The organism is Halorubrum sp. SD41, from assembly GCF_058630335.1.
On sequence record NZ_JBZVGZ010000019.1, the window covers coordinates 1 to 18218 of the forward strand.

Sequence of the window (18218 nt, forward strand, 5' to 3'; positions counted from 1 at the left end):
GCGGCGGGGGGGGGGCCCGCCCCGGCGGTGAGTCCGCCGAACGCCGTTCTGCCCGCCCCGCGGCCCGCGGGGTGAAGGTAGCCCAGCGACCGCTCGCCGAGCAGATGGGACGGCGCGTGACCGGTCACGCGCTCGCAGGAGGGGCTCAGGTACCGGAACCGCCAGTCGCTCGACAGCACCGCGACCACGTCGCTGGCGTGTTCGATGAACGCCCGGTGTCGCTCCCGCTCGCCGTCGTCGCGGATCACGCCCACGAAGCGCCGTTCTCCCTCGACCTCGTACTCGCCGTACGACAGGGAGACGGGGACTTCGCCGCCGTCGCGGTGGAGCGCGTTGAACCGAACGTCCGCCCAGTCGACGCTCCGCTCGCCCGTGTCGAGGTACCGGTCGACCGCCTCGCGGTGGTCGTCGCGGTGTCGCTCGGGCATCAGCGTCGTCAGCGGTTCCCCTTCCAACTCCGACGGTTCGTACCCGAGCACGGACTCGACGGCCGGGTTCGCGAACCGGATCACGCCGTCGGTGTCGATCGTTACGATCGCGTCGGACGCGCCCTCCGCGACCGCGCGGAACTGCTCGACCGCCTGCTCGGCGTCCCGCTCGGCTCGCCGCTTCTCGACGGCCTCGACGATCCGGTTCGCCAGCCGCTCGTACCGCTCCGTGCCGCCGCGCTTCTGGAGGTAGTCGGTGACGCCGGCGGAGATCGCCTCGCTCGCGACCTCCTCGCTCCCCCGTCCGGTGAAGAGGATGAAGGGAATGTCCGGGTGGCGCTCGCGCACCTCGGCGAGGAACGCGAGCCCGTCCTTCCCGGGCATCTCGTAGTCGGAGACGACGCACTCGACGTCGCGCTCCGCTAAGACGTCGAGGCCGTCGGCCGCGTCGGGCGCCGTCTCGACCGCGATTCGGTCCGCCTCGCGCTCTAGGAACGTGGCGGTGACCGCTCGGAGGTCCGGGTCGTCGTCGACGAGGAGGACCGGGATGCGGTCGGGCATACGTCCGGAGTACCGACGACCCGGATATAACGGTTTTGGCGCTGACACGCTCGTCACGGAAACGCTCTCGGAGACCGGGACCCGTTTCGACTCACCGGCGCCGTCGGGCGACCGCCGCGCTCAGCGCCCGCCAGCCGGCCGAAAGACGACGAGGCGCTCGCCGTCGGTGGCCCGCTCGCCCACGTCGACCGCGATCGTGTCGCCGATTTCGACCTCGGGCGCTTCGTCGTCCGCGCCGCCGTCGCGGACGATTCCCGTCAGCCGCGTCGGACCGAAGTCCGCCACCGCGGTCGCGTACGGCGCGTCGTCGGCGAAGCGCGGCGACGGGACGTGGACGACGCTGTACGTCGCCACCGTCCCCGTCTCGTCGAGGGGCTCCCGCGAGAGGTCGGCGGCCCCGCACTCGGGACACACCCGCCGCGGGGGAAGGGAGCCGTGTCCCTCCGGACAGACCAAGGCGAACCCGTCCCCGTCGGCGAGCGCGTCGAGCCACTCGGCGTAGTGGCGGTCCGTCGGCGGCGCCGCGTCCGTCTCGTCCGTCTCGTCCGCCGCGTCCGCGCCGTCGTCGCTCATCCGGCCACCTCCAGCACGTGGACGACCGCGCTGGCGACCGTGCCGCCCGCGTTGTGCGCGACGCCGACCTCCGCCTCCGGGACGTGCTCGCTGTTGGGATGGTCGCCCCGGAGCAGGCGGGTCAGCTCGGCGATCTGCGAGCCGCCGGTGGCGCCGACCGGGTGGCCCTTCGCCTTCAGCCCGCCGGAGAGGTTCACCGGGAGGTCGCCGTCGGCGGTCGTGAGCCCCTCGCGGGCCGCCGAGATCCCCTCACCCGGTTCGAACAGCCCGAGCGACTCCAGCGCCAGCACCTCCGCGATGGTGAAGCAGTCGTGGACCTCGGCGACGTCGACGTCGGCGGCCTCGACGCCCGCATCGGCGTAGGCCGCGTCGGCCGCGTCGTCGGCCGCGGGCGTCCGGGCGAGGTGCTCGCGGTCCCCGAGCGCCATCCGGTCGGTCCCCTGCCCGGTCCCCGTCACCGCGACCGAGGCGTCGAGGTCGTGCTCGGCGGCGTACTCCTCGGAGACCAGCACGAGCGCGCTCGCCCCGTCGGTGATCGGACAGGCGTCGTACAGGTGGAGCGGCTCCGCGACCGGCGGGGCGTCCATCGCCTCCGCGACCGACACCTCCCTGCGGTACTGGGCGTACTCGTTCGGCAGTGCGTTCTCGTGGTTCTTCGACGCGATATGGGCGAGGTCCTCGCGGCTCCCGCCGTAGGCGTCGAAGTAGGCGTTCGCCATCAGCGCGTACGCGCCCGGGAAGGTCACCCCGGCCCGCACCTCGAAGAGGTCGTCGGCCGCGATGGCGAGCCCCTCCGTCACCTCGTCGGTCGGGAGGTTCGTCATGCGCTCCATCCCGCCCGCGAGGACGACGTCGGCGTCGCCCGCCGCCACCGTCCGGACCGCCTCGCGGACCGCGACGCCGGCCGACGCGCACGCCGACTCGTAGCGCGTCGCCGGGCAGCGGACCCCCGCGGCCTCGGCCATCAGCGGCGCCTGGTGGCCCTGGTGTTCGGCGAGCGCGCCCATGAAGTTCCCGTAGTTCAGCTCCTCGACGTCGGCCCTGTCGACGGCCGCGTCCTCGAACGCCCGCAGCGCGGCCTCGCCGAACAGGTCGCGGCCGGTGCGCTCCGGGTGGCTGCCGAAGGGAGTGAGCCCGACCCCGGCGACGCGTACGTCAGTCATACAGGAACGATGATCGGGGATGCGGTTTAGCTTTGCCGGAACCGGGGGTTCCGGCCCCCGGGCGGAAGCGAACCGCCGCGGAGAGAACGAGGCGAATCCGGCGAACGCGTCCGATTCACCCGATGTAGCGCAGGTCGTCGTCCGGCACCGCCGGCCCCTCCTGCATCTCGCGGATCTTGCCGACGACCTCCTCCATCTCCTCGGCGCGGTCCTCTAAGCTCTCGTAGTCGACGGACATGTCGAGGACCGCCTCCAGCGTCTCCAGCACGGCGCGAGCGCTCTTCGGGTCGACGAGGTAGCCGCTCGTCTCGCCCATCAGGCAGGCGGCCTCGAAGCCGCGCCGACCGCCGAGGCCGAGCACGAGCCCGGAGACGCCGACGATGCCGCCGGCCGGCTCGTCCGCGCGGAACTCGACGCCCGCCTCTTCGAGGTCGGCGGTGAGAGACGCGTCGGAGACGGCCCCGAGGACGGTGTACTCCTCGACGAGCTCGCCGGTCGGGACGCCGCCGAGCGCGAACGCCCGCTCGGCGCCGAACTCCTCGGCGATGTCGAGGAACGTCGACGTGAGCCGGTAGTGGCCCTCGTTCGATCCGGCCTGGTGGTCGCCGGTTAACACGAGCAGGTCGGCGCCGTCGGTCTCGACGGCGTGGAACTCGGCGCAGGTCAGCTCCGCGACCCCCTCGTCGTCGACGCTCACCTGCGGCGGGAACTCCGTGGCGTACACCCGGCGGACTAACTCCCCGTCGAACTCCTCTAAGAGGTGTTCGGCCGCCAGTTTCCCCACGTGGCCGACGCCCGGCAGCCCCTCGATCAACACCGGGTCCGTAAGCTCCGGCGTCGCGACCTCGTCGATCTCGATGTCCTCCATGTCCCGTCCGTCCGGGCGGCGGTCACAAGAGCGTGGCTATTCCGGCGGCGCGCGATAGGTCGCGGCCGACGACCGTCCGTCTGACCTCTGCCGGGCGGGGGCTACTCCGACCGCCGCCGCGCCCGCCGGCGGTACTCGCCGTAGGGGTCCTCCGGGCCGAACGGGGCCGGCGCGCTGTTCTCGGTGGGGCCGTCACACGCCGGACAGCGGTCGCCGAGCGCGTACACCGGTCGGTCGTGAGCGGTCTCCCAGTTCGCGCAGACGCGGATATCTGATTTCACGGTGAAAAGTTGCGGGTCGAACGGCTCGCGGTTACTCGTCGTCTTCGCGCCGCTCGCGGTGGAACTCGCCGGCGCCGCCGGCGGCCTCGATCGACTCGCGGGCGCGCTCGGCGGCGGTCTCGAGCTGCGACTCCGCCGTCTTGTAGTCCGGCGCGCGGACCTTGATCCGGTACTCGGGCGAGCCCACGTAGCCGACGTCGAGCTCGACGCCGTCCGGGATCTCGCCGTTCCCCTCGGCGGCCGCGAGCGCGTCGCGCACGTCGTCGACGCCGTCGGGGGCCGCCGACTCGAGGTCGACGTAGCCCGTCACGTCGACGTACGGGACGGAGACGTTGTCGCGGGCGGCCGTGACCACCGCGTCGGCGGTGTCGGCGTCGACGTCGACGTCGTCGAGCGCCTCGTCGCCGCTGATCGCGGCCGACTCGAAGGCGTCGTAGAGGCTCTCGTACTCCGCGAGGAGGGCGTTGGCGACCGACGTGTAGCGGTCGTCGTCGACGTCCTCGCCGAGCGCGATGAGCATCCAGTTGTCGGCCTTCTGGGCGTTCTTCCAGTCCTGGATCGTCTCCTTTCGCTGGTGTTCGTTGACGTCTTTGATCGACAGGTCGATCTGGTTCGACGACTCGTCGACCTCCAGCACCTTCGCGACGACCGTCTGTCCCTCGCGGACGTGGTCGCGGACGTTCTTGATCCAGCCGGACGCGACCTCGCTGATGTGGCAGAGGCCGCGCTTGTCCTCGTACTCGTCGAGGTCGACGAACACGCCGAAGTCGGCGATCTCGTCGACGTCGCCGACCACCAACTCGCCGGGTTCGGGCCAGCCGCTGTACTTCATACGGGGTGGGTGAGGCGGTTACCGCGCCTCAACGGTTTCGACGATTTCGCCGTGAAGCTCCGCCTCCCCGCCGGTGGGGGTCGCGAGGGTCGTGCCGCAGACCGCGCACGACACCGTCGAGGAGGCCTTGCCGAAGACGACCTGTTCGTTCTCGCAGTCGCCGCAGGCGACGCGGTGGAAGTCTCCCGCCATGCTTACTCCTGGAACGTGAGACGGCCGGCGCGCCATCCCTCGCGCATGTGGGCCTTGCCGCAGTCGCCGCAGCGGTACTTCAGGTGGGTCTTCTTCGTCGGCTTGTCGCCACCGGGCACCTTCGAGTACCCGCCGGCGTTGCCGATGGTCGCGAGCGCGCGGCGCTGCTGCCGCGCGTCGCGCTTCATTCCGGTCGCGCGACCCGATCGGACCTTCTCCACCTCGTGCTCCTGATGGGAGTCACAGTGCGGACAGTACGTGTTGAAGCGGCGTGGCATTTCCATGGATATCGACCTTATGGCGCGGTTCGTCGCCGACGCTTAAAACGGGTTTGGTATGGGGCGCCCGCGAGCCGGCGCGCGTGACGGCCCGTGTCCGGTCGTCCTACTCCCACTCCGCGACCGCGCGCACCGGCGACCCGTCGGCGCCGCGCAGCCGGAGCGGGAAGGCGTACAGCCGGAACCGGTCGGGGAGACCGTCGAGCCCGCAGAGGTTCTCGACGATCGGAAGCGAGTCGCCCAGGAGGACGTCGTGGGCGGGGGTACCGTCGGGTTCGTCGTCCGTCGTTACGGCCGAGTCGGCGTCGCCTGCGGTCGCGGACGATCCGGCGGCGCCTCCCGCGGTCGGGGTCGGATCGGGCCCGAACGTATCGAGACCGACGCCGACGCCAGCCGCCCGACACCGCTCGGCGGCCGCGGCAGTCAGGTACGGGTGGTCGCGGTACCGGTCGGTCCCCCAGTGCGATCCCCAGCCGGTCCGGACAACGAGGAGGTCGATGTCGGGGTCGAGATCGCTCGGCTCGGGCAGCGCGTCGGGCGCGATCGCTTCCCGCGGTCCGAGCGGGCGGGGGTCGACGAGCCGCGCGTCGAACGCGAACCGCCCGACCGCCTCCCCGTCGATCGCCTCGCCACCAGGCACCGTGTGCTTCGGCGCGTCGACGTGGGTCCCCGCGTGGGTGCCGGTCCGGAGCTCGCTCGTCGCGTAGCCATCGGCCTCGTGGGTCGCGTCCGGCGCGAGCGACACGTCGGGGTCGCCCGGGTAGGTCGGCATCCCCGTCTCGATCGGCCGCGAGCAGTCGCGGAACACGGTCAGCGGTCGGGCCGCGGCGCGGTTAAGTCGGTCGCCGGCGCCCGGACCGCGACGCGGGAGGCGTCGGGTCGGGGTCGACCGCCGAGGTTCCGCGGCCCGAACGTATTTCCTGCGCCCGCCGCAGGGTGCGTTTATGTCGGAACTGCCGCTCGAAGCCTACTACGACCTGACCCAGATCGGCGAGGTCGCCGTCTCCCCGACCGGCGACCGCGTCGCCTTCACCGCGACCGAGTACGACCAGGCCGCCGACGAGGCGGTCTCCTCGCTGTTCGTCGCCCCGAGCGACGGCTCCCGCGAGCCGCACCGGCTGACGAGCGCCTCCGGCGCCTCGGCGCCGACGTGGGGGCCCGAGGGCGACCGCCTCGCGTTCGTGGCCGCCCGCGACCGCGACGCCGAGAAGCGGGTCGGCTGGCGCGACCGAGACGAGGAAGAAGCCGACGGGGAGGAAGCCGACGGCGACGACGCGGAGGCCGAAGACGACGCCGACGACGCCGACGCCGAGACCGAGGACGACGGGCCCCTCGAAAACGGCGACGAGGAGTCGAAGCCGCAGGTGTGGATCTTCGACCTCGCGCTCGGGGGCGACGCGCATCAGGTCACGGAGCGCGACGAGGGCGTCGCCGGCTTCGACTGGTCGCCCGACGGCGACCGGCTGGTGATCGAGTCGCGCGACCCGACCGACGAGGAGTCCGAGTACCTCGATCAGGTGCGCGAGGAGGGCGGCCCGATCGAGACGACGCGGCTCCAGCACAAGGTGAACGGCGCGGGCTGGACCGACGACGTGACGCGGTACCTCTTCGTCGTCGACCTCGACGACCCAGAGAGCGACCCCCGCCGGCTCGACGACGCGTACGGCGGCGGCGCCTTCGAGGACCTCGCCGGGATGGACCCGACGTGGGGCGAGGCCGGCCGGATCGCGTTCACCTCGTGTCGGCTCGACCGCCCGGACGACACCTCCGTCCGCGACGTCTACGCGGTCTCGCCCGACGGCGGCGACGCCGAGCAGCTCACGGGCGGTGATCTCACACACGGCGAGCCGGCGTGGCGCCCCGACGGCGACGGCGTCGCGACGGTCGCCGGCGACCCCGAGGACCCGCCCGCCCCGGCGGAGGTGTACCTCATCGAGGGGGGCGCCGACGAGGGCCCGACCTCGCTCACCGGCGACCTCGACAGGACGGTGGCCCGCGGCAGCGGGGTCGACTGGGTCGACGGCGCGATCTACACGCGGATCGCGGACGAGAGCCACACCCGCTTGGTCCGCGTCGGGACCGACGGGACCGTCGAGCGCGTCTTCGAGGCGCAGGGCCGCGACCGCGCCATGACCGGGTTCGACGTCGCCGACGACGGGTCGACGGCGGTGACGGTCCTCTCGACGCCGACCGACGGGACGGACCTGTACGCGGTCGACGTCGACGACCTCGACGCGGCCACGGAACCGGACTCCTTCCGGCGGCTGACGTCGGTCAACGAGTCGCTCGTCGACGAGTTCGCGATGCCGGAGGCCCGGCGCGTCGAGTGGGAGTCGGACGGCTGGATGCTCGACGGCGTGCTCTACCACGACCCGGACGTGGACCCCGAAGACGGCGACCACCCGCTGGTAGTGGCGATCCACGGCGGTCCGATGTCGTACGACGAGCCCGTCTTCAGCTTCGGGCACGCCGCGCTGACGAGCCGGGGCTACCTCGTCTTCCGCCCGAACTACCGCGGCGGCACCTCCCGCGGCCGGGAGTTCACCGCGGAGCTGACCGGGAAGTGGGGCACCGCCGAGGTCGACGACATCGCGGCCGGCGTGGAGTCGCTCGCGGACCGCGGCTGGGTCGACCCCGACCGCGTGTTCGGCCACGGCTTCTCGTACGGCGGCATCGCGCAGGGGTTCCTCGTCACGCGGGAGCCGGACCTGTTCGCCGCCGCGGCGCCCGAGCACGGTATCTACGACATCCGGTCGGCGTTCGGCACGGACGACACGCACAACTGGATGGAGGCCGAGTTCGGGCTCCCGTGGGAGAACCCGGAGGCGTTCGACGCGTCGACGGCGATCCTCGACGCCGGGAACATCGAGACGCCGCTGCTCGTGATGGCCGGCGGCGAGGACTGGCGGTGTCCGCCCTCGCAGTCGGAGCAGCTGTACGTCGCCGCCCGCAAGCAGGGGATCGACGCCGAACTGGTCGTCTACCCGGACGAGCACCACAACATCGGCGATCCCGACCGCGCGATCCACCGACTGGAGAAGATCCTCGGCTGGTACGAGACGCACGACCCTGCGGTCGGGGCGGACGACTGAGCCGCGGCGGACCGGACTGTTCGGCGCGACCGCTCAGTGCTCGACGAACTCGACGAGTACCCCGGCCGTCGACCGCGGATGGAGAAACGCGACCTCGTGGCCCCACGCGCCGGGACGGGGGTCCTCGTCGACGAGGTCGATGCCGAGGTCGCGCGCGTCGTCGAGCGCGGCCGGGAGGTCGTCGACCGCGAGCGCGACGTGGTGAACGCCGGGTCCCTCGCGGTCGAGGTAGTCCGCGATCGTTCCGCCGGTGTCCGGTTCGAGCAGTTCGAAGTAGCCGCCGCCGTCGAGTTCGAGGAAGACGACGCGCATCCCGTCGAACGTCTCCTCGTGGGCGACCGGGGCGTCGAGCAGGCCGCCGAACAGGTCGGCGAGGGCGGTGGCGTCGCGCGTCGCGACGCCGACGTGGTCGAAGCGCATGGCGTGGGGTCGCGGCGCGGAGATAATAAATGGACCCGAGGGTTCCGGCGGCGAGGTTCGCCGATGGAAAGGGTTGGGTAGTTCGAGACGCAATCTCGTCCCGAGCCATCCCGTGAGCGACCAGACCCAGAACGCGGCGTCGGAACAGGCGACGTCACGGACGATCCTCGGCACTATCCTCGACAGCGCCCTCCACGAGATGAACCGTGAGCCCTCCGGACTCTTCCTCTCCGGGCTCTCCGCGGGCCTCGACATCGGGTTCGGCCCGCTGTTGATGGCCGTGGCGCTGACCCTCTCGCCCGGCGGGTACGGGGACCTCGGCACGGAGCTGCTGCTCGCGAGCGTCTACTCCGTCGGCTTCATCTTCGTCATCCTCGGCCGGTCGGAGCTGTTCACCGAACACACGATGCTCGCGGTGATCCCCGTGTTGGACCGGCAGGCGTCGCTCCGACAGCTCGGCCGCCTCTGGGGGCTCGTGTACGTCGGGAACCTCCTCGGCGGCCTGTCGTTCGCCCTGCTCGCGACCCTCCTCACGCCCGGGCTCGGCGTCGTCGAGGCGGCCGCCTTCGAGGCCATCGCGCTGAAACTCGTCTCCCACGACCTCGCGTGGCTGTTCGTCGGCGGCGTGTTCGCCGGCTGGCTGATGGGGCTGCTGGCGTGGCTGATCACGGCCGCGCAAGAGACGACGGGGCGCCTGCTCATGGTGCTGATAGTCACCGGCACCATCGGACTGCTCCACCTGCCGCACTCGATCGCGGGCAACGTGGAGGTGCTGTTCGGACTGTTCGTCTCGCCCGCGATCACCGTGACCGACTACCTGTCCTTCCTCGCGCTCGCGACCGTCGGCAACGCCGTCGGCGGCGGGATCTTCGTCGCGGCGCTGAAGTACGAACACGTCGTCCGCGGCGCGGACTGACCGCTCGATCGGCGGCCGACCGGCCGCCTCGCGGGTCGGCGAACCGGCTCACCGCCCCGGCTTGTACTCCCCGAACTCGTCGCGGAGGACGTCCGAGACCTCCTGGACCGTCGCGTACGCCTTCACCGCGTCGACGATGTGGGGCATCACGTTCTCGCTCCCCTGTGCGGCCTCTCGCAGCCCGGCGAGCGCGTCGTCGACCGCGTCGTCGTCGCGGTCTGCCTTCACCTCGTTCAGGCGGTCGCGCTGGTTCTGCTCCTGTTCCGGGTCGACCTCCTCTAAGTCCATCTCCGGCTCCTCGTCGACCTCGAACTTGTTGACGCCGACGATGATCCGCTCGCCCTCCTCGATCTCCTGCTGGCGCTCGAAGGCGACGTCCTGGATCTGTCGCTGGACCCACCCGCTCTCGACGGCCTCCAGCATCCCGCCGCGCCGGTCGACCTCCTCTAAGATCTCGAACGCCTCCTCTTCGATCCCGTCTGTGAGGTCCTCGACGTAGTACGACCCCGCGAGCGGGTCGATCGTGTCGGCCGCGCCCGACTCGTGGGCGAGGATCTGCTGGGTGCGGAGCGCGGTGCGGACCGACTTCTCGGTCGGTAACGCGAGCGCCTCGTCTTTCCCGTTCGTGTGGAGGCTCTGGGTACCGCCGAGCACCGCCGCGAGCGCCTGGTAGGAGACGCGGACGACGTTGTTCTCGATCTGCTGGGCGGTGAGCGTCGAGCCGCCGGTCTGGGTGTGGAACTTCAGCTGCTTCGACTTGGGGTTCTGGGCGTCGAACCGCTCGTCCATGATCTGCGCCCACATCCGGCGCGCGGCGCGGAACTTCGCGGCCTCTTCGAAGATGTTGTTGTGGGCGTTGAAGAAGAAGGAGAGCTGCGGGGCGAACTCGTCGACGTCGAGCCCGGCGTCGATCGCGGCCTCGACGTACTCGATGCCGTCGCCGAGGGTGAAGGCGATCTCTTGGGCCGCGGTCGAGCCCGCCTCGCGGATGTGATACCCCGAGATGGAGATGGTGTTGAACGAAGGCGTCTCGGCCGCGCAGAACTCGAAGATGTCCGTGATCAGCCGCATCGACTCCTTCGGCGGGTAGATGTAGAGGTTCCGCGCGATGTACTCCTTCATGATGTCGTTTTGAATCGTCCCGCGGAGCTCCTCGCGCGGGACGCCCTGCTCGTCGCCCATCGCGACGTACATCGCGAGGAGGACGGCGGCGGGGGCGTTGATCGTCATCGACGTGGACACCTCGTCGAGCGGAATCGAGTCGAAGACGGTCTCGAAGTCGTCTAAGGTGTCGATAGCGACGCCGGAGCGGCCGACCTCGCCCTCGGCCATCGCGGCGTCGGAGTCGTACCCCATCTGCGTCGGCAGGTCGAACGCCATCGAGAGGCCCGACGAGCCCTCGTCGATGAGGTAGCGGAACCGCTCGTTCGTCTCCGCGGCGGTGCCCATCCCGGCGTACTGGCGCATCGTCCACAGCCGCCCCCGGTGCATCGTCGAGTAGACCCCCCGGGTGTACGGCTCCTCGCCGGGGTAGCCGAGGTCCTCCCGGTAGTCCGTCTCGACGTCGGCGGGGGTGTAGAGGGGGTCGACCTCCTGGCCGCCGGTATCGGTGGTGAACGTCTCCTCGCGCTCGCCGAACCGGTCGACCGTCTCGCCGTAGGTGCCGTCCTCCCACGACTCCTTGGCCGCCCGGATCTCGGCGAGTTCCTCGGGATCGTACATTATCGAATCGGTCGACCGACCGCGACTTAACAGTTTTCAGGGTCCGCCCGGTCGCCAGTGCGACGGTCCTCGCCCGGCGGGAGTCGCGCCCGCCGGCCCGATTTAAGTGTCACGCGTCCGATGCGCTCGCATGGACGTGCTCACGGACCCAGCGCGCCGGTTCCTGACGGCGACGGCGCCGGACCACACCCCGATCCAGTCGGAGATGGCCGACCTCGCCGACGAGTGGGGGTTCCCGATCATCGGCCCCGAGGCGGGGGCGGTCCTCCGCCTGCTCGCACGCCTGACGGACGCGGACCGCGTCTTCGAGTTCGGCTCCGGGTTCGGCTACTCCGCCACGTGGTTCCTCCGCGGCGGCGCCGGGAGCGTGGTCTGTACCGAGTTCGACGCCGACGAGGCGGAACGCGGCGTCGCGTTCGCCGACGAGGGCGGCTACGCCGACCGCGTCACCTTCGAGGTCGGCGACGCGATGGAGGCGATAGACCGCTACGAGGGCCCCTTCGACGTGGTCCTGATCGACCACCAGAAGGGGCGGTACGCCGACGCCTACCGGGAGGTCCTCCCGAAGGTCCGGTCCGGCGGCGTGATCGTCGCCGACAACGTCACCCGCGGCCCCATCGACTTCGAGGCCCTCGTCGCGCACTTCGAGGCGGGCGAACCGCTCCCGGACGACGCGGTCGACGAGGAGACGCGCGGCATCGGCGAGTACGTGGGGACCGTCCGCTCGGACGACGCCGTGGAGACCGCGGTCCTCCCGGTCGGCTCCGGGATCGCCGTTTCGACGGTCGTCCGGTGAAACCGAACGAAACGGTTATCTTGTCGGATAGGGAACACCAATTCGGATGAGCGGAGGGACTGACGACGAGGGGTCGACGGGCGGGCGAGAGCGCTCGCTCGTCAGCGTGCTCGTCGTCGACGACGAGCCGGGGTTCGCGGACGTGGCGGCCTCGCTGTTGGAGTCGCGCGACGACCGGATCGAGGCGACGCCGGTCGAGAGCGCGGCGGCGGCGCTCGACGCGCTCTCGGCGTCGTCGTACGACTGCGTCGTCTCGGACTACGGGATGCCCGAGACCGACGGGGTCGAGCTGCTCGAAACCGTCCGCGAGCGACACGGCGACGTCCCGTTCGTGCTGTTCACCGGCGAGGGGTCCGAGGCGGTCGCCAGCGAGGCGGTCTCCGCGGGCGTCGACGAGTACCTCCGCAAGGGGGCCGCGTCCGACCAGTACTCGCAGCTCGCGGGCGCCGTCGAGGGGCTCGTCTCGCGGACCCGAGGCGAGCGGCGGGTCGCGGAGCACTTGGAGCGCGTCTCCGACGCGTTCTGCGAGGTCGACGACGACTGGCGGATCACGTACCTCAACGACCGCGCGGCGGAGATGATCGACCTCGACGCGAAGGAGCTGCTCGGGGAACGGATCTGGGACCTGTTCCCCCAGACCACGGGAACCGACGGCGAGGCGGCGCTCCGAAAAGCCGCCGAGACCGGCGATCCGGTGCGGTTCGAGGAGCACGTGGACCGGCTCGGCGCCGACCTCGTCGTGAACGCCTACCCGACGCCAGACGGGATCGCGCTGTACTTCCGGGACGTGACGGAGAAGCGGGAACGGGAGCGGGAGCTCCGCGAGCTCTCCGAGCGGCTCCAGCTGGCCGTCGAGGGCGCCGACGTCGGCGTCTGGGACTGGAACGTCCGGACGGACGAGGTCCGGTTCGACGAGCGGTGGGCGGCGATGCTCGGGTACGAGGCCGACGAGATCGACTTCGACCTGTCGGCGTGGGAGGACCGCGTCCACCCCGACGACGTCGGCGACGCTTGGGACGCCATCGAGGCGCACTTCGCAGGCGAAGTCGACCTCTACCAGAGCGACTTCCGGATGCGGACGAAGTCGGGCGACTGGAAGTGGATCCGCGACCGCGGCCGGGTCGTCGAGCGGACGGACGACGGCGAGCCGCTCCGGGCCGTCGGCATCCACATCGACGTCACCGAGGAGAAGGAACGCGAGCGAGAGCTGCAGCGGTACCGCCGCATCGTCGACGAGCTGCCGGAGTCGGTGTGCATCTACGACGCCGACGGCCGCATCGCGCTCGCGAACGACCACACCGCCGACGTGTTGGAGACCGATCCCGAGGCGCTCGTCGGCCGGGAGAGCCGCCTCGTCGACCGTATTCGGGCGGCGGGCGACGGCGACCGGTACGACGCCCTCGTCGACGGCGAGCGCGACTCGCTGGCCGGGACGGTCGAGGTCGACCTGCCCGGGAAGTCCGAGGCGATCGTCGACTACGGCCTGACCCGCCTCGTCATCGACGGGGAGTTCGACGGGGTTCTCGGCATCTCCCGCGACGTGACCGACGAGCGGCGGCGGCAGCGGCGGCTCGAACGCACCTCGGCCCGGCTGGAGGCGCTGTTCGAGGGGTCCCCCGACATGATCGACATCCACGACGAGGCGGGAGCGATCGTCGACGCCAACCGCGCGATGACGGAGGCGCTCGGCTACGACCGCGACGAGGTCGTCGGTATGGACGTCTGGGACGTCGACACCGAACTCGATCCCGACGAGGGGAAGCGGCTCTGGAAGGGGTTAGAGACGGACGAGACGGTCCGGCTGGAGACGACGTTCGCCCGCGCGGACGGCTCGACGTTCCCCGTCGAGGTCCACGTGCGACGCATCGACGTTCAGGGCGAGGACCGGTTTCTGGCGAGCAGCCGCGACATCTCCGAGCGGAAGGCGTACGAGCGCCGGATCGAACGCGAGAACGAGCGGCTCGACGAGTTCGCGAGCATCGTCTCCCACGACCTCCGGAACCCGCTCAACGTCCTCTCGGGGTACCTCCGGCTCGCCCGCGAGACGGGGACCGACTCGTACTTCGACCGCTGCGAGCGCGCGCTCGACGAGATGGAGCGGCTGATCGAGGACGTGCTCGCGCTGGCCAAGCAGGGCGAGGCGGTCGGGTCGTTCGAGCGCGTTCACCTCGGCGAACTGGCCGCCGGGTACAGCGACGACGCGTTCGGATCGGCGGGCGACGAGGACCCGTTCGGCGGCGGGGCGAGCGGCGACGAGACGAGCGGCGGCGGGGCGAAGACCGCTCCGATCGAGGTCGAAGTCGACGCCGACGGCGAGATCTGCGCCGACCCCGGGCGGGTCCGCCAGCTCCTCGGGAACCTGTTCCGAAACGCCGCCGAACACGGCGGCGAGCGCGTCGTCGTCGGCGATCTCTCCGACGGGTTCTACGTCGAGGACGACGGGCCCGGGATCGACCCCGACGAGCGGGAGACGGTGTTCGAGAGCGGCTACACCACCTCAGAGACGGGGACCGGATTCGGGCTCTCCATCGTCCAGCGCATCGCCGAGGCGCACGGCTGGGACGTCGCGGTCACGGAGGGAGAGCGCGGCGGCGCCCGGTTCGAATTCACCGGCGTCGACCGCCCGGACCCGTCGCCGCAGGGGTCAGCGTCGCCCGGCGAGACGGTCGAGCCCCGGGACTGAGTGCGGGTCGCACGTCCGAACCGATCGGGAAAAGCCGGCGGTCGACGCCCTCAGAACGCGCCGGGGTAGACGCTGACGTCGGCGTGGAGCCCCTCGCGGAGCGCGCTGTGGACGTGGCAGATGCCCTCGGCGCGCTCGGCGATGTCGGCGGCGGTCTCCTCGTCGAGGTCGGCCTCGACGTGGACGTCGAAGGCGATGGATTCGAGGTCGTCGTCGTCGTCGAGTTCGGCGCTCGCGTCGATCTGGACCTTACCGAGGTCCTCTTCGCCGCGCTGGCTCCCGCCGACGCGGAGCGCCGGGAGGTAACAGGAGGCGTACGTGGCGACGAGCGCCGCGTTCGGGTTCGGGCCCGTCTCGTCGGTCGCGTCGATCTGGAGGTCGAACTCGCCGACCTGGCTGGTGCTGGCGTACCCTTCCTCGGAAACCGTGGATGTCTCGATGTCTGCCATAGTCGAGTGACGGTTCGACCTCCCGCCGCTAAAGGCTGCCGACACGGGACGTCGCTGCCGGGGCGAGGGCCGCGTTCCCCGGACGGCGGCCGCGTCGCTGCGCGGTCGGACTCGGAAAAATTGCGGAGTCACCGGTGGGGTCGCCGACCCGTGGCCGTCAGTCGAGCGTGTACGTCTCGTCGCCCTCGAGGACGACCGGCTCGGCGGCCGCACCCGCGGCCTTCACCTCGTTGACGAACTCGCGGGTCTCGATCTCGATCGGGCCGAACGAGTCGTAGTGCATCGGGAAGACGACGTCGGCGCCCACCCAGTCGGCGGCGATGCCGGCGCCCGCGGGCCCCATCGTGAAGTGGTCGCCGGCGGGGAGGGCGGCGGCGTCCGGTTCGAGGTACGGCGCGATCACGTCGACCATCTCGGACATCAGGCCCGTGTCGCCCGCGTGGTAGAACGTGGTGCAGTCGGCGTCCGACTCCTGGGTCGGCTTCTTGTCGCCGATCACGAACCCGGTCGGCATGCCGGCCGAGTAGTCGGGGTCGTTCTCGATGCCGTTCGAGTGGTCCGCGCGGACCATCGTCACCCACGCGTCCCCGCACTCGACGGTGCCGCCGACGTTCATCCCGCCGGCCGGGAGGGTGTGTTCGAGGCCGAAGTTCTCCTGGACGTACGCGGTCAGCTCCGGCGTGGCGACCACGGTGGCGTCCTCGAACTCCGCGGCGTCGGCGATGTGGTCCGCGTGCCCGTGGGTCAGGAGGAGGTAGTCTGGGTCGAGGTCCCCGGGATCGACGTCGGTCTTCGGGTTGTCGAAGAACGGGTCGATCAGCAGCTCGGTGTCGTCGACGACGACGTGCCACGTGGAGTGGCCGTGCCAGGTGAGTTCCATGGTTCGTTCGGTACGTCTCGGCGAACGGTAATAAAACTCGACGCCGCGGAACTCGTCGCCCGCCGGCGAAAGCAATTAACAGGGACGAACGCGAACGCCGATCAGATGCCCTCCGAGACCAGCGACCCAGGCGACCCGCCGGCCGCCTGCCCCGCCTGCGGCGAGGCGGTGCCGGCCGGGGCGAGTTTCTGCCCCGACTGCGGTGCCGACCTCGGCGACCCGGACGACCCCGCGTACTGTTCCGCGTGCGGCGAGGCGTTCGACGACGACGACCGGTTCTGTTCGAACTGCGGCGCGTCGCGGTCCGGCGGTGAACCCCTCGCGTCCGGGCCGACGAGCCGCGAGCCCGAGGAATCGGGCGGGCCGGACTCGTCCCCGTCGCGCTCGGCGTCGACCGCGGCCGAGAGCGAGCGCGCCTTCCGCCGCCGCGTCCAGGACCACCTCGACGCCGGCTGGGACGTCGAGCGCGACGACGGGGACCGAGTGGTCCTCGTCGACCGCGGTGTCGGCTCCGTCGGCGTCCACATCCTGCTTTTCATCTTCACCAGCGGCATCGGGAACCTGCTGTACGGCTGGTGGCACTACTCGAAGCTGGCCGAGCGGCGCAGACTCGTCCGCGGCGACGAGACGCCGGCGCGCGCCCCGTCGAGCGTCGCGGACGCGGGGCGGATGGAGACTGCCACCGCGTACGTCCTGACGACGCTGCTGCTGCTGATCGGCGGCCTGATCGCGTTCTTCGCGGCGACGAGCGGTTCCCCGCCCGCCGCGCTGATCGGGATCGCGTTCGCCGGCCTCGGCCTCGGCGTGGCCCCGCCGGTCCGCCGGCGGCTCGACCGCCGCCACGGGATCACGGCGTTCGGCCGGAAGAAGACGGTCGACCATCGGGTCGTCCGGCCGCCCGAGTCCGTCGACGAGCCCTGCGTCGTCTGCGGCGAGGCGTTCGACCGCGGCCTCGTCAGGCGGCGGCGGGACGAGACGGTCGCCGCGGGCGTCCCGGTCCGCACCCACTCGATCCGCCACAACTACTACTGCGTCGACTGCGCGCAGTCCGAGCTGTTCGGCGACCGCGTCGGGGCGCCGTCGCTCGACGACATCGCGGACGACGCGAGCCCGGTCGACGGCGCGGACGCGATCGACGAGGGCTTCGCAGACGCGGACGCCGACGACGGGGACGCTGCGGACGACGCCTCCCGCGACGAGCGGGCCACGGAAGCGACCGAGTGAGCCGGCGGTCCCGACCCCCCGCGGGCGTCGCTTGCCTCTCCGGGAACGCTTTTCGGGCGGCCGCCCGTTCGCTCGCGTATGTACCGCGCACGGTTCCGCGACCCGGCCGGATCGATCCGCGAGGGCGAGTACGACCCGGCGACCGACACGGTCGCCTTCGGCGGCGACGACTACGCGCTCTCGGACCCCGCGATCGACGTGCTCGCCCCGACCGAGCCCTCGAAGATCGTCTGTATCGGCCGCAACTACGCCGACCACGCCGCCGAGCTCGGCAACGACGTTCCCGACCGCCCGCTGCTATTCTTAAAGCCGCCGAACGCGGTCGCGAGCCACGGCGACACCGTGACCGTCCCCGCCGGGAAGGACCGGATCGACTGGGAAGCGGAGTTCGCGGTCGTCATCGGCGAGCAGTGTAAGGCGGTCGACGCCGCGGACGCGATGGACGTCGTCGCGGGGTTCACCTGTATGAACGACGTGTCGAACCGCGACGACCAGAACCGCGAGCAGAACTGGGTGCGCGGGAAGGCGTTCGACGGCGCCGCGCCGCTCGGCCCGGTCCTCGCGACGCCCGACGAGGTCCCGGACGACGCGAGCGTCGAGCTCCGCGTCAACGGCGAGACGAAGCAGTCGAGCGACCGCGAGCACATGATCTTCGACGTGCCGACGCTGATCGAGGAGATCACGACGTACCTCACGCTCGAACCCGGCGACGTCATCGCGACCGGCACCCCCGAGGGCGTCGGCGCGCTCTCCGACGGCGACACCGTCGAGGTCGAGGTCGAGGGCGTCGGGACGCTCGAACACGACGTCCGGATTCCCTGAGTCGAGGCGGGCGGTCCCGAACGCGGCGCCGAGCGGTC

Annotated in this window: 19 protein-coding genes; 6 read left to right on the forward strand and 13 right to left on the reverse strand. The window is 71.3% G+C overall.

All coding sequences use genetic code 11. From position 1 onward, the window contains the following. From AC4NMM_RS10275 to AC4NMM_RS10315, 9 genes are all read right to left on the reverse strand, one after another. Positions 1–989, reverse strand: a 989-nt coding sequence (locus AC4NMM_RS10275) for a PAS domain-containing protein (protein WP_491924202.1), incomplete at its 3' end; no start/stop codon positions are given. Positions 990–1109: 120 nt separating this feature from the next. Then, positions 1110–1562: a Zn-ribbon domain-containing OB-fold protein gene (locus AC4NMM_RS10280; RefSeq protein ID WP_211553096.1), complete on the reverse strand. Its 453-nt coding sequence runs from the start codon at positions 1560–1562 to the stop codon at positions 1110–1112. Further along, positions 1559–2725 carry a thiolase domain-containing protein gene (locus tag AC4NMM_RS10285; RefSeq protein ID WP_491924203.1) on the reverse strand — a complete coding sequence of 389 codons (1167 nt, stop codon included), beginning with the start codon at positions 2723–2725 and terminating at the stop codon, positions 1559–1561. The genes AC4NMM_RS10280 and AC4NMM_RS10285 overlap by 4 nt, the downstream gene beginning before the upstream one ends. Before the next feature lie 115 nt (positions 2726–2840). Next, a complete protein-coding gene (locus tag AC4NMM_RS10290; protein WP_491924204.1) occupies positions 2841–3593 on the reverse strand; it encodes a proteasome assembly chaperone family protein in 753 nt (250 codons plus the stop codon). A 101-nt stretch (positions 3594–3694) separates the two neighbouring features. Then, the gene (locus tag AC4NMM_RS10295; protein ID WP_004595878.1) at positions 3695–3874 is read right to left on the reverse strand and encodes an RNA-protein complex protein Nop10; all 180 of its coding nucleotides are present in this window, start codon (positions 3872–3874) and stop codon (positions 3695–3697) included. Between the two features lie 31 nt (positions 3875–3905). Next, complete coding sequence (locus tag AC4NMM_RS10300) at positions 3906–4706, reverse strand: translation initiation factor IF-2 subunit alpha (protein ID WP_096393121.1); 801 nt, start codon at positions 4704–4706, stop codon at positions 3906–3908. A gap of 18 nt (positions 4707–4724) precedes the next feature. Further along, complete coding sequence (locus AC4NMM_RS10305; RefSeq protein ID WP_004595868.1) at positions 4725–4898, reverse strand: 30S ribosomal protein S27e; 174 nt, start codon at positions 4896–4898, stop codon at positions 4725–4727. A 2-nt stretch (positions 4899–4900) separates the two neighbouring features. Further along, positions 4901–5182, reverse strand: a complete 282-nt coding sequence (locus AC4NMM_RS10310) for a 50S ribosomal protein L44e (RefSeq protein ID WP_004050353.1) — start codon at positions 5180–5182, stop codon at positions 4901–4903. Positions 5183–5282: 100 nt separating this feature from the next. Then, entirely contained in the window at positions 5283–5984 is a 702-nt protein-coding gene (locus tag AC4NMM_RS10315) for a cyclase family protein (RefSeq protein ID WP_491924205.1), read from the reverse strand. Positions 5985–6120: 136 nt separating this feature from the next. Between AC4NMM_RS10315 and AC4NMM_RS10320 the strand changes: the two genes are divergently transcribed. Further along, the gene (locus AC4NMM_RS10320; protein WP_491924206.1) at positions 6121–8268 is read left to right on the forward strand and encodes a S9 family peptidase; all 2148 of its coding nucleotides are present in this window, start codon (positions 6121–6123) and stop codon (positions 8266–8268) included. A gap of 33 nt (positions 8269–8301) precedes the next feature. Here the strand turns inward: AC4NMM_RS10320 and mce are convergent, their stop codons facing one another. Next, positions 8302–8688 (reverse strand): methylmalonyl-CoA epimerase, encoded by a 387-nt coding sequence (mce, locus tag AC4NMM_RS10325; protein ID WP_096393118.1) that lies wholly within the window; start codon positions 8686–8688, stop codon positions 8302–8304. Positions 8689–8800: 112 nt separating this feature from the next. On the opposite strand from mce, the gene AC4NMM_RS10330 reads away from it, so the two are divergent. After that, positions 8801–9604 (forward strand): formate/nitrite transporter family protein, encoded by an 804-nt coding sequence (locus AC4NMM_RS10330; protein WP_096393117.1) that lies wholly within the window; start codon positions 8801–8803, stop codon positions 9602–9604. A gap of 48 nt (positions 9605–9652) precedes the next feature. Here the strand turns inward: AC4NMM_RS10330 and AC4NMM_RS10335 are convergent, their stop codons facing one another. After that, entirely contained in the window at positions 9653–11326 is a 1674-nt protein-coding gene (locus tag AC4NMM_RS10335; protein WP_491924207.1) for an acyl-CoA mutase large subunit family protein, read from the reverse strand. A 130-nt stretch (positions 11327–11456) separates the two neighbouring features. Between AC4NMM_RS10335 and AC4NMM_RS10340 the strand changes: the two genes are divergently transcribed. Beyond that, positions 11457–12122, forward strand: coding sequence for an O-methyltransferase (locus AC4NMM_RS10340; protein ID WP_096393115.1), 666 nt, complete (start codon positions 11457–11459; stop codon positions 12120–12122). A gap of 46 nt (positions 12123–12168) precedes the next feature. Continuing rightward, positions 12169–14805, forward strand: a complete 2637-nt coding sequence (locus AC4NMM_RS10345) for a PAS domain-containing sensor histidine kinase (protein WP_491924208.1) — start codon at positions 12169–12171, stop codon at positions 14803–14805. Positions 14806–14855: 50 nt separating this feature from the next. On the opposite strand, the gene AC4NMM_RS10350 is transcribed toward AC4NMM_RS10345, so the two are convergent. Both AC4NMM_RS10350 and AC4NMM_RS10355 read right to left on the reverse strand, forming a co-directional pair. Further along, the gene (locus AC4NMM_RS10350; protein WP_096393113.1) at positions 14856–15254 is read right to left on the reverse strand and encodes an OsmC family protein; all 399 of its coding nucleotides are present in this window, start codon (positions 15252–15254) and stop codon (positions 14856–14858) included. A 157-nt stretch (positions 15255–15411) separates the two neighbouring features. After that, positions 15412–16134, reverse strand: coding sequence for a metal-dependent hydrolase (locus tag AC4NMM_RS10355; RefSeq protein WP_491924209.1), 723 nt, complete (start codon positions 16132–16134; stop codon positions 15412–15414). Between the two features lie 105 nt (positions 16135–16239). Between AC4NMM_RS10355 and AC4NMM_RS10360 the strand changes: the two genes are divergently transcribed. Both AC4NMM_RS10360 and AC4NMM_RS10365 read left to right on the forward strand, forming a co-directional pair. Beyond that, a complete protein-coding gene (locus tag AC4NMM_RS10360) occupies positions 16240–17358 on the forward strand; it encodes a zinc ribbon domain-containing protein (protein ID WP_096393111.1) in 1119 nt (372 codons plus the stop codon). 78 nt (positions 17359–17436) lie between these two features. Next, positions 17437–18180 carry a fumarylacetoacetate hydrolase family protein gene (locus tag AC4NMM_RS10365; RefSeq protein WP_096393110.1) on the forward strand — a complete coding sequence of 248 codons (744 nt, stop codon included), beginning with the start codon at positions 17437–17439 and terminating at the stop codon, positions 18178–18180. Positions 18181–18218: the final 38 nt, after the last annotated feature.

Excerpts from the sequence above, each read along its gene's own strand:
- AC4NMM_RS10280 (WP_211553096.1), bottom strand. The coding sequence starts at position 1,562 with ATGAGCGACGACGGCGCGGACGCGGCGGACGAGACGGACGAGACGGAC.
- AC4NMM_RS10285 (WP_491924203.1), bottom strand. The coding sequence starts at position 2,725 with ATGACTGACGTACGCGTCGCCGGGGTCGGGCTCACTCCCTTCGGCAGC.
- AC4NMM_RS10290 (WP_491924204.1), bottom strand. The coding sequence starts at position 3,593 with ATGGAGGACATCGAGATCGACGAGGTCGCGACGCCGGAGCTTACGGAC.
- AC4NMM_RS10300 (WP_096393121.1), bottom strand. The coding sequence starts at position 4,706 with ATGAAGTACAGCGGCTGGCCCGAACCCGGCGAGTTGGTGGTCGGCGAC.
- AC4NMM_RS10305 (WP_004595868.1), bottom strand. The coding sequence starts at position 4,898 with ATGGCGGGAGACTTCCACCGCGTCGCCTGCGGCGACTGCGAGAACGAA.
- AC4NMM_RS10310 (WP_004050353.1), bottom strand. The coding sequence starts at position 5,182 with ATGGAAATGCCACGCCGCTTCAACACGTACTGTCCGCACTGTGACTCC.
- AC4NMM_RS10320 (WP_491924206.1), top strand. The coding sequence starts at position 6,121 with ATGTCGGAACTGCCGCTCGAAGCCTACTACGACCTGACCCAGATCGGC.
- mce (WP_096393118.1), bottom strand. The coding sequence starts at position 8,688 with ATGCGCTTCGACCACGTCGGCGTCGCGACGCGCGACGCCACCGCCCTC.
- AC4NMM_RS10335 (WP_491924207.1), bottom strand. The coding sequence starts at position 11,326 with ATGTACGATCCCGAGGAACTCGCCGAGATCCGGGCGGCCAAGGAGTCG.
- AC4NMM_RS10340 (WP_096393115.1), top strand. The coding sequence starts at position 11,457 with ATGGACGTGCTCACGGACCCAGCGCGCCGGTTCCTGACGGCGACGGCG.
- AC4NMM_RS10345 (WP_491924208.1), top strand. The coding sequence starts at position 12,169 with ATGAGCGGAGGGACTGACGACGAGGGGTCGACGGGCGGGCGAGAGCGC.
- AC4NMM_RS10350 (WP_096393113.1), bottom strand. The coding sequence starts at position 15,254 with ATGGCAGACATCGAGACATCCACGGTTTCCGAGGAAGGGTACGCCAGC.
- AC4NMM_RS10355 (WP_491924209.1), bottom strand. The coding sequence starts at position 16,134 with ATGGAACTCACCTGGCACGGCCACTCCACGTGGCACGTCGTCGTCGAC.
- AC4NMM_RS10360 (WP_096393111.1), top strand. The coding sequence starts at position 16,240 with ATGCCCTCCGAGACCAGCGACCCAGGCGACCCGCCGGCCGCCTGCCCC.
- AC4NMM_RS10365 (WP_096393110.1), top strand. The coding sequence starts at position 17,437 with ATGTACCGCGCACGGTTCCGCGACCCGGCCGGATCGATCCGCGAGGGC.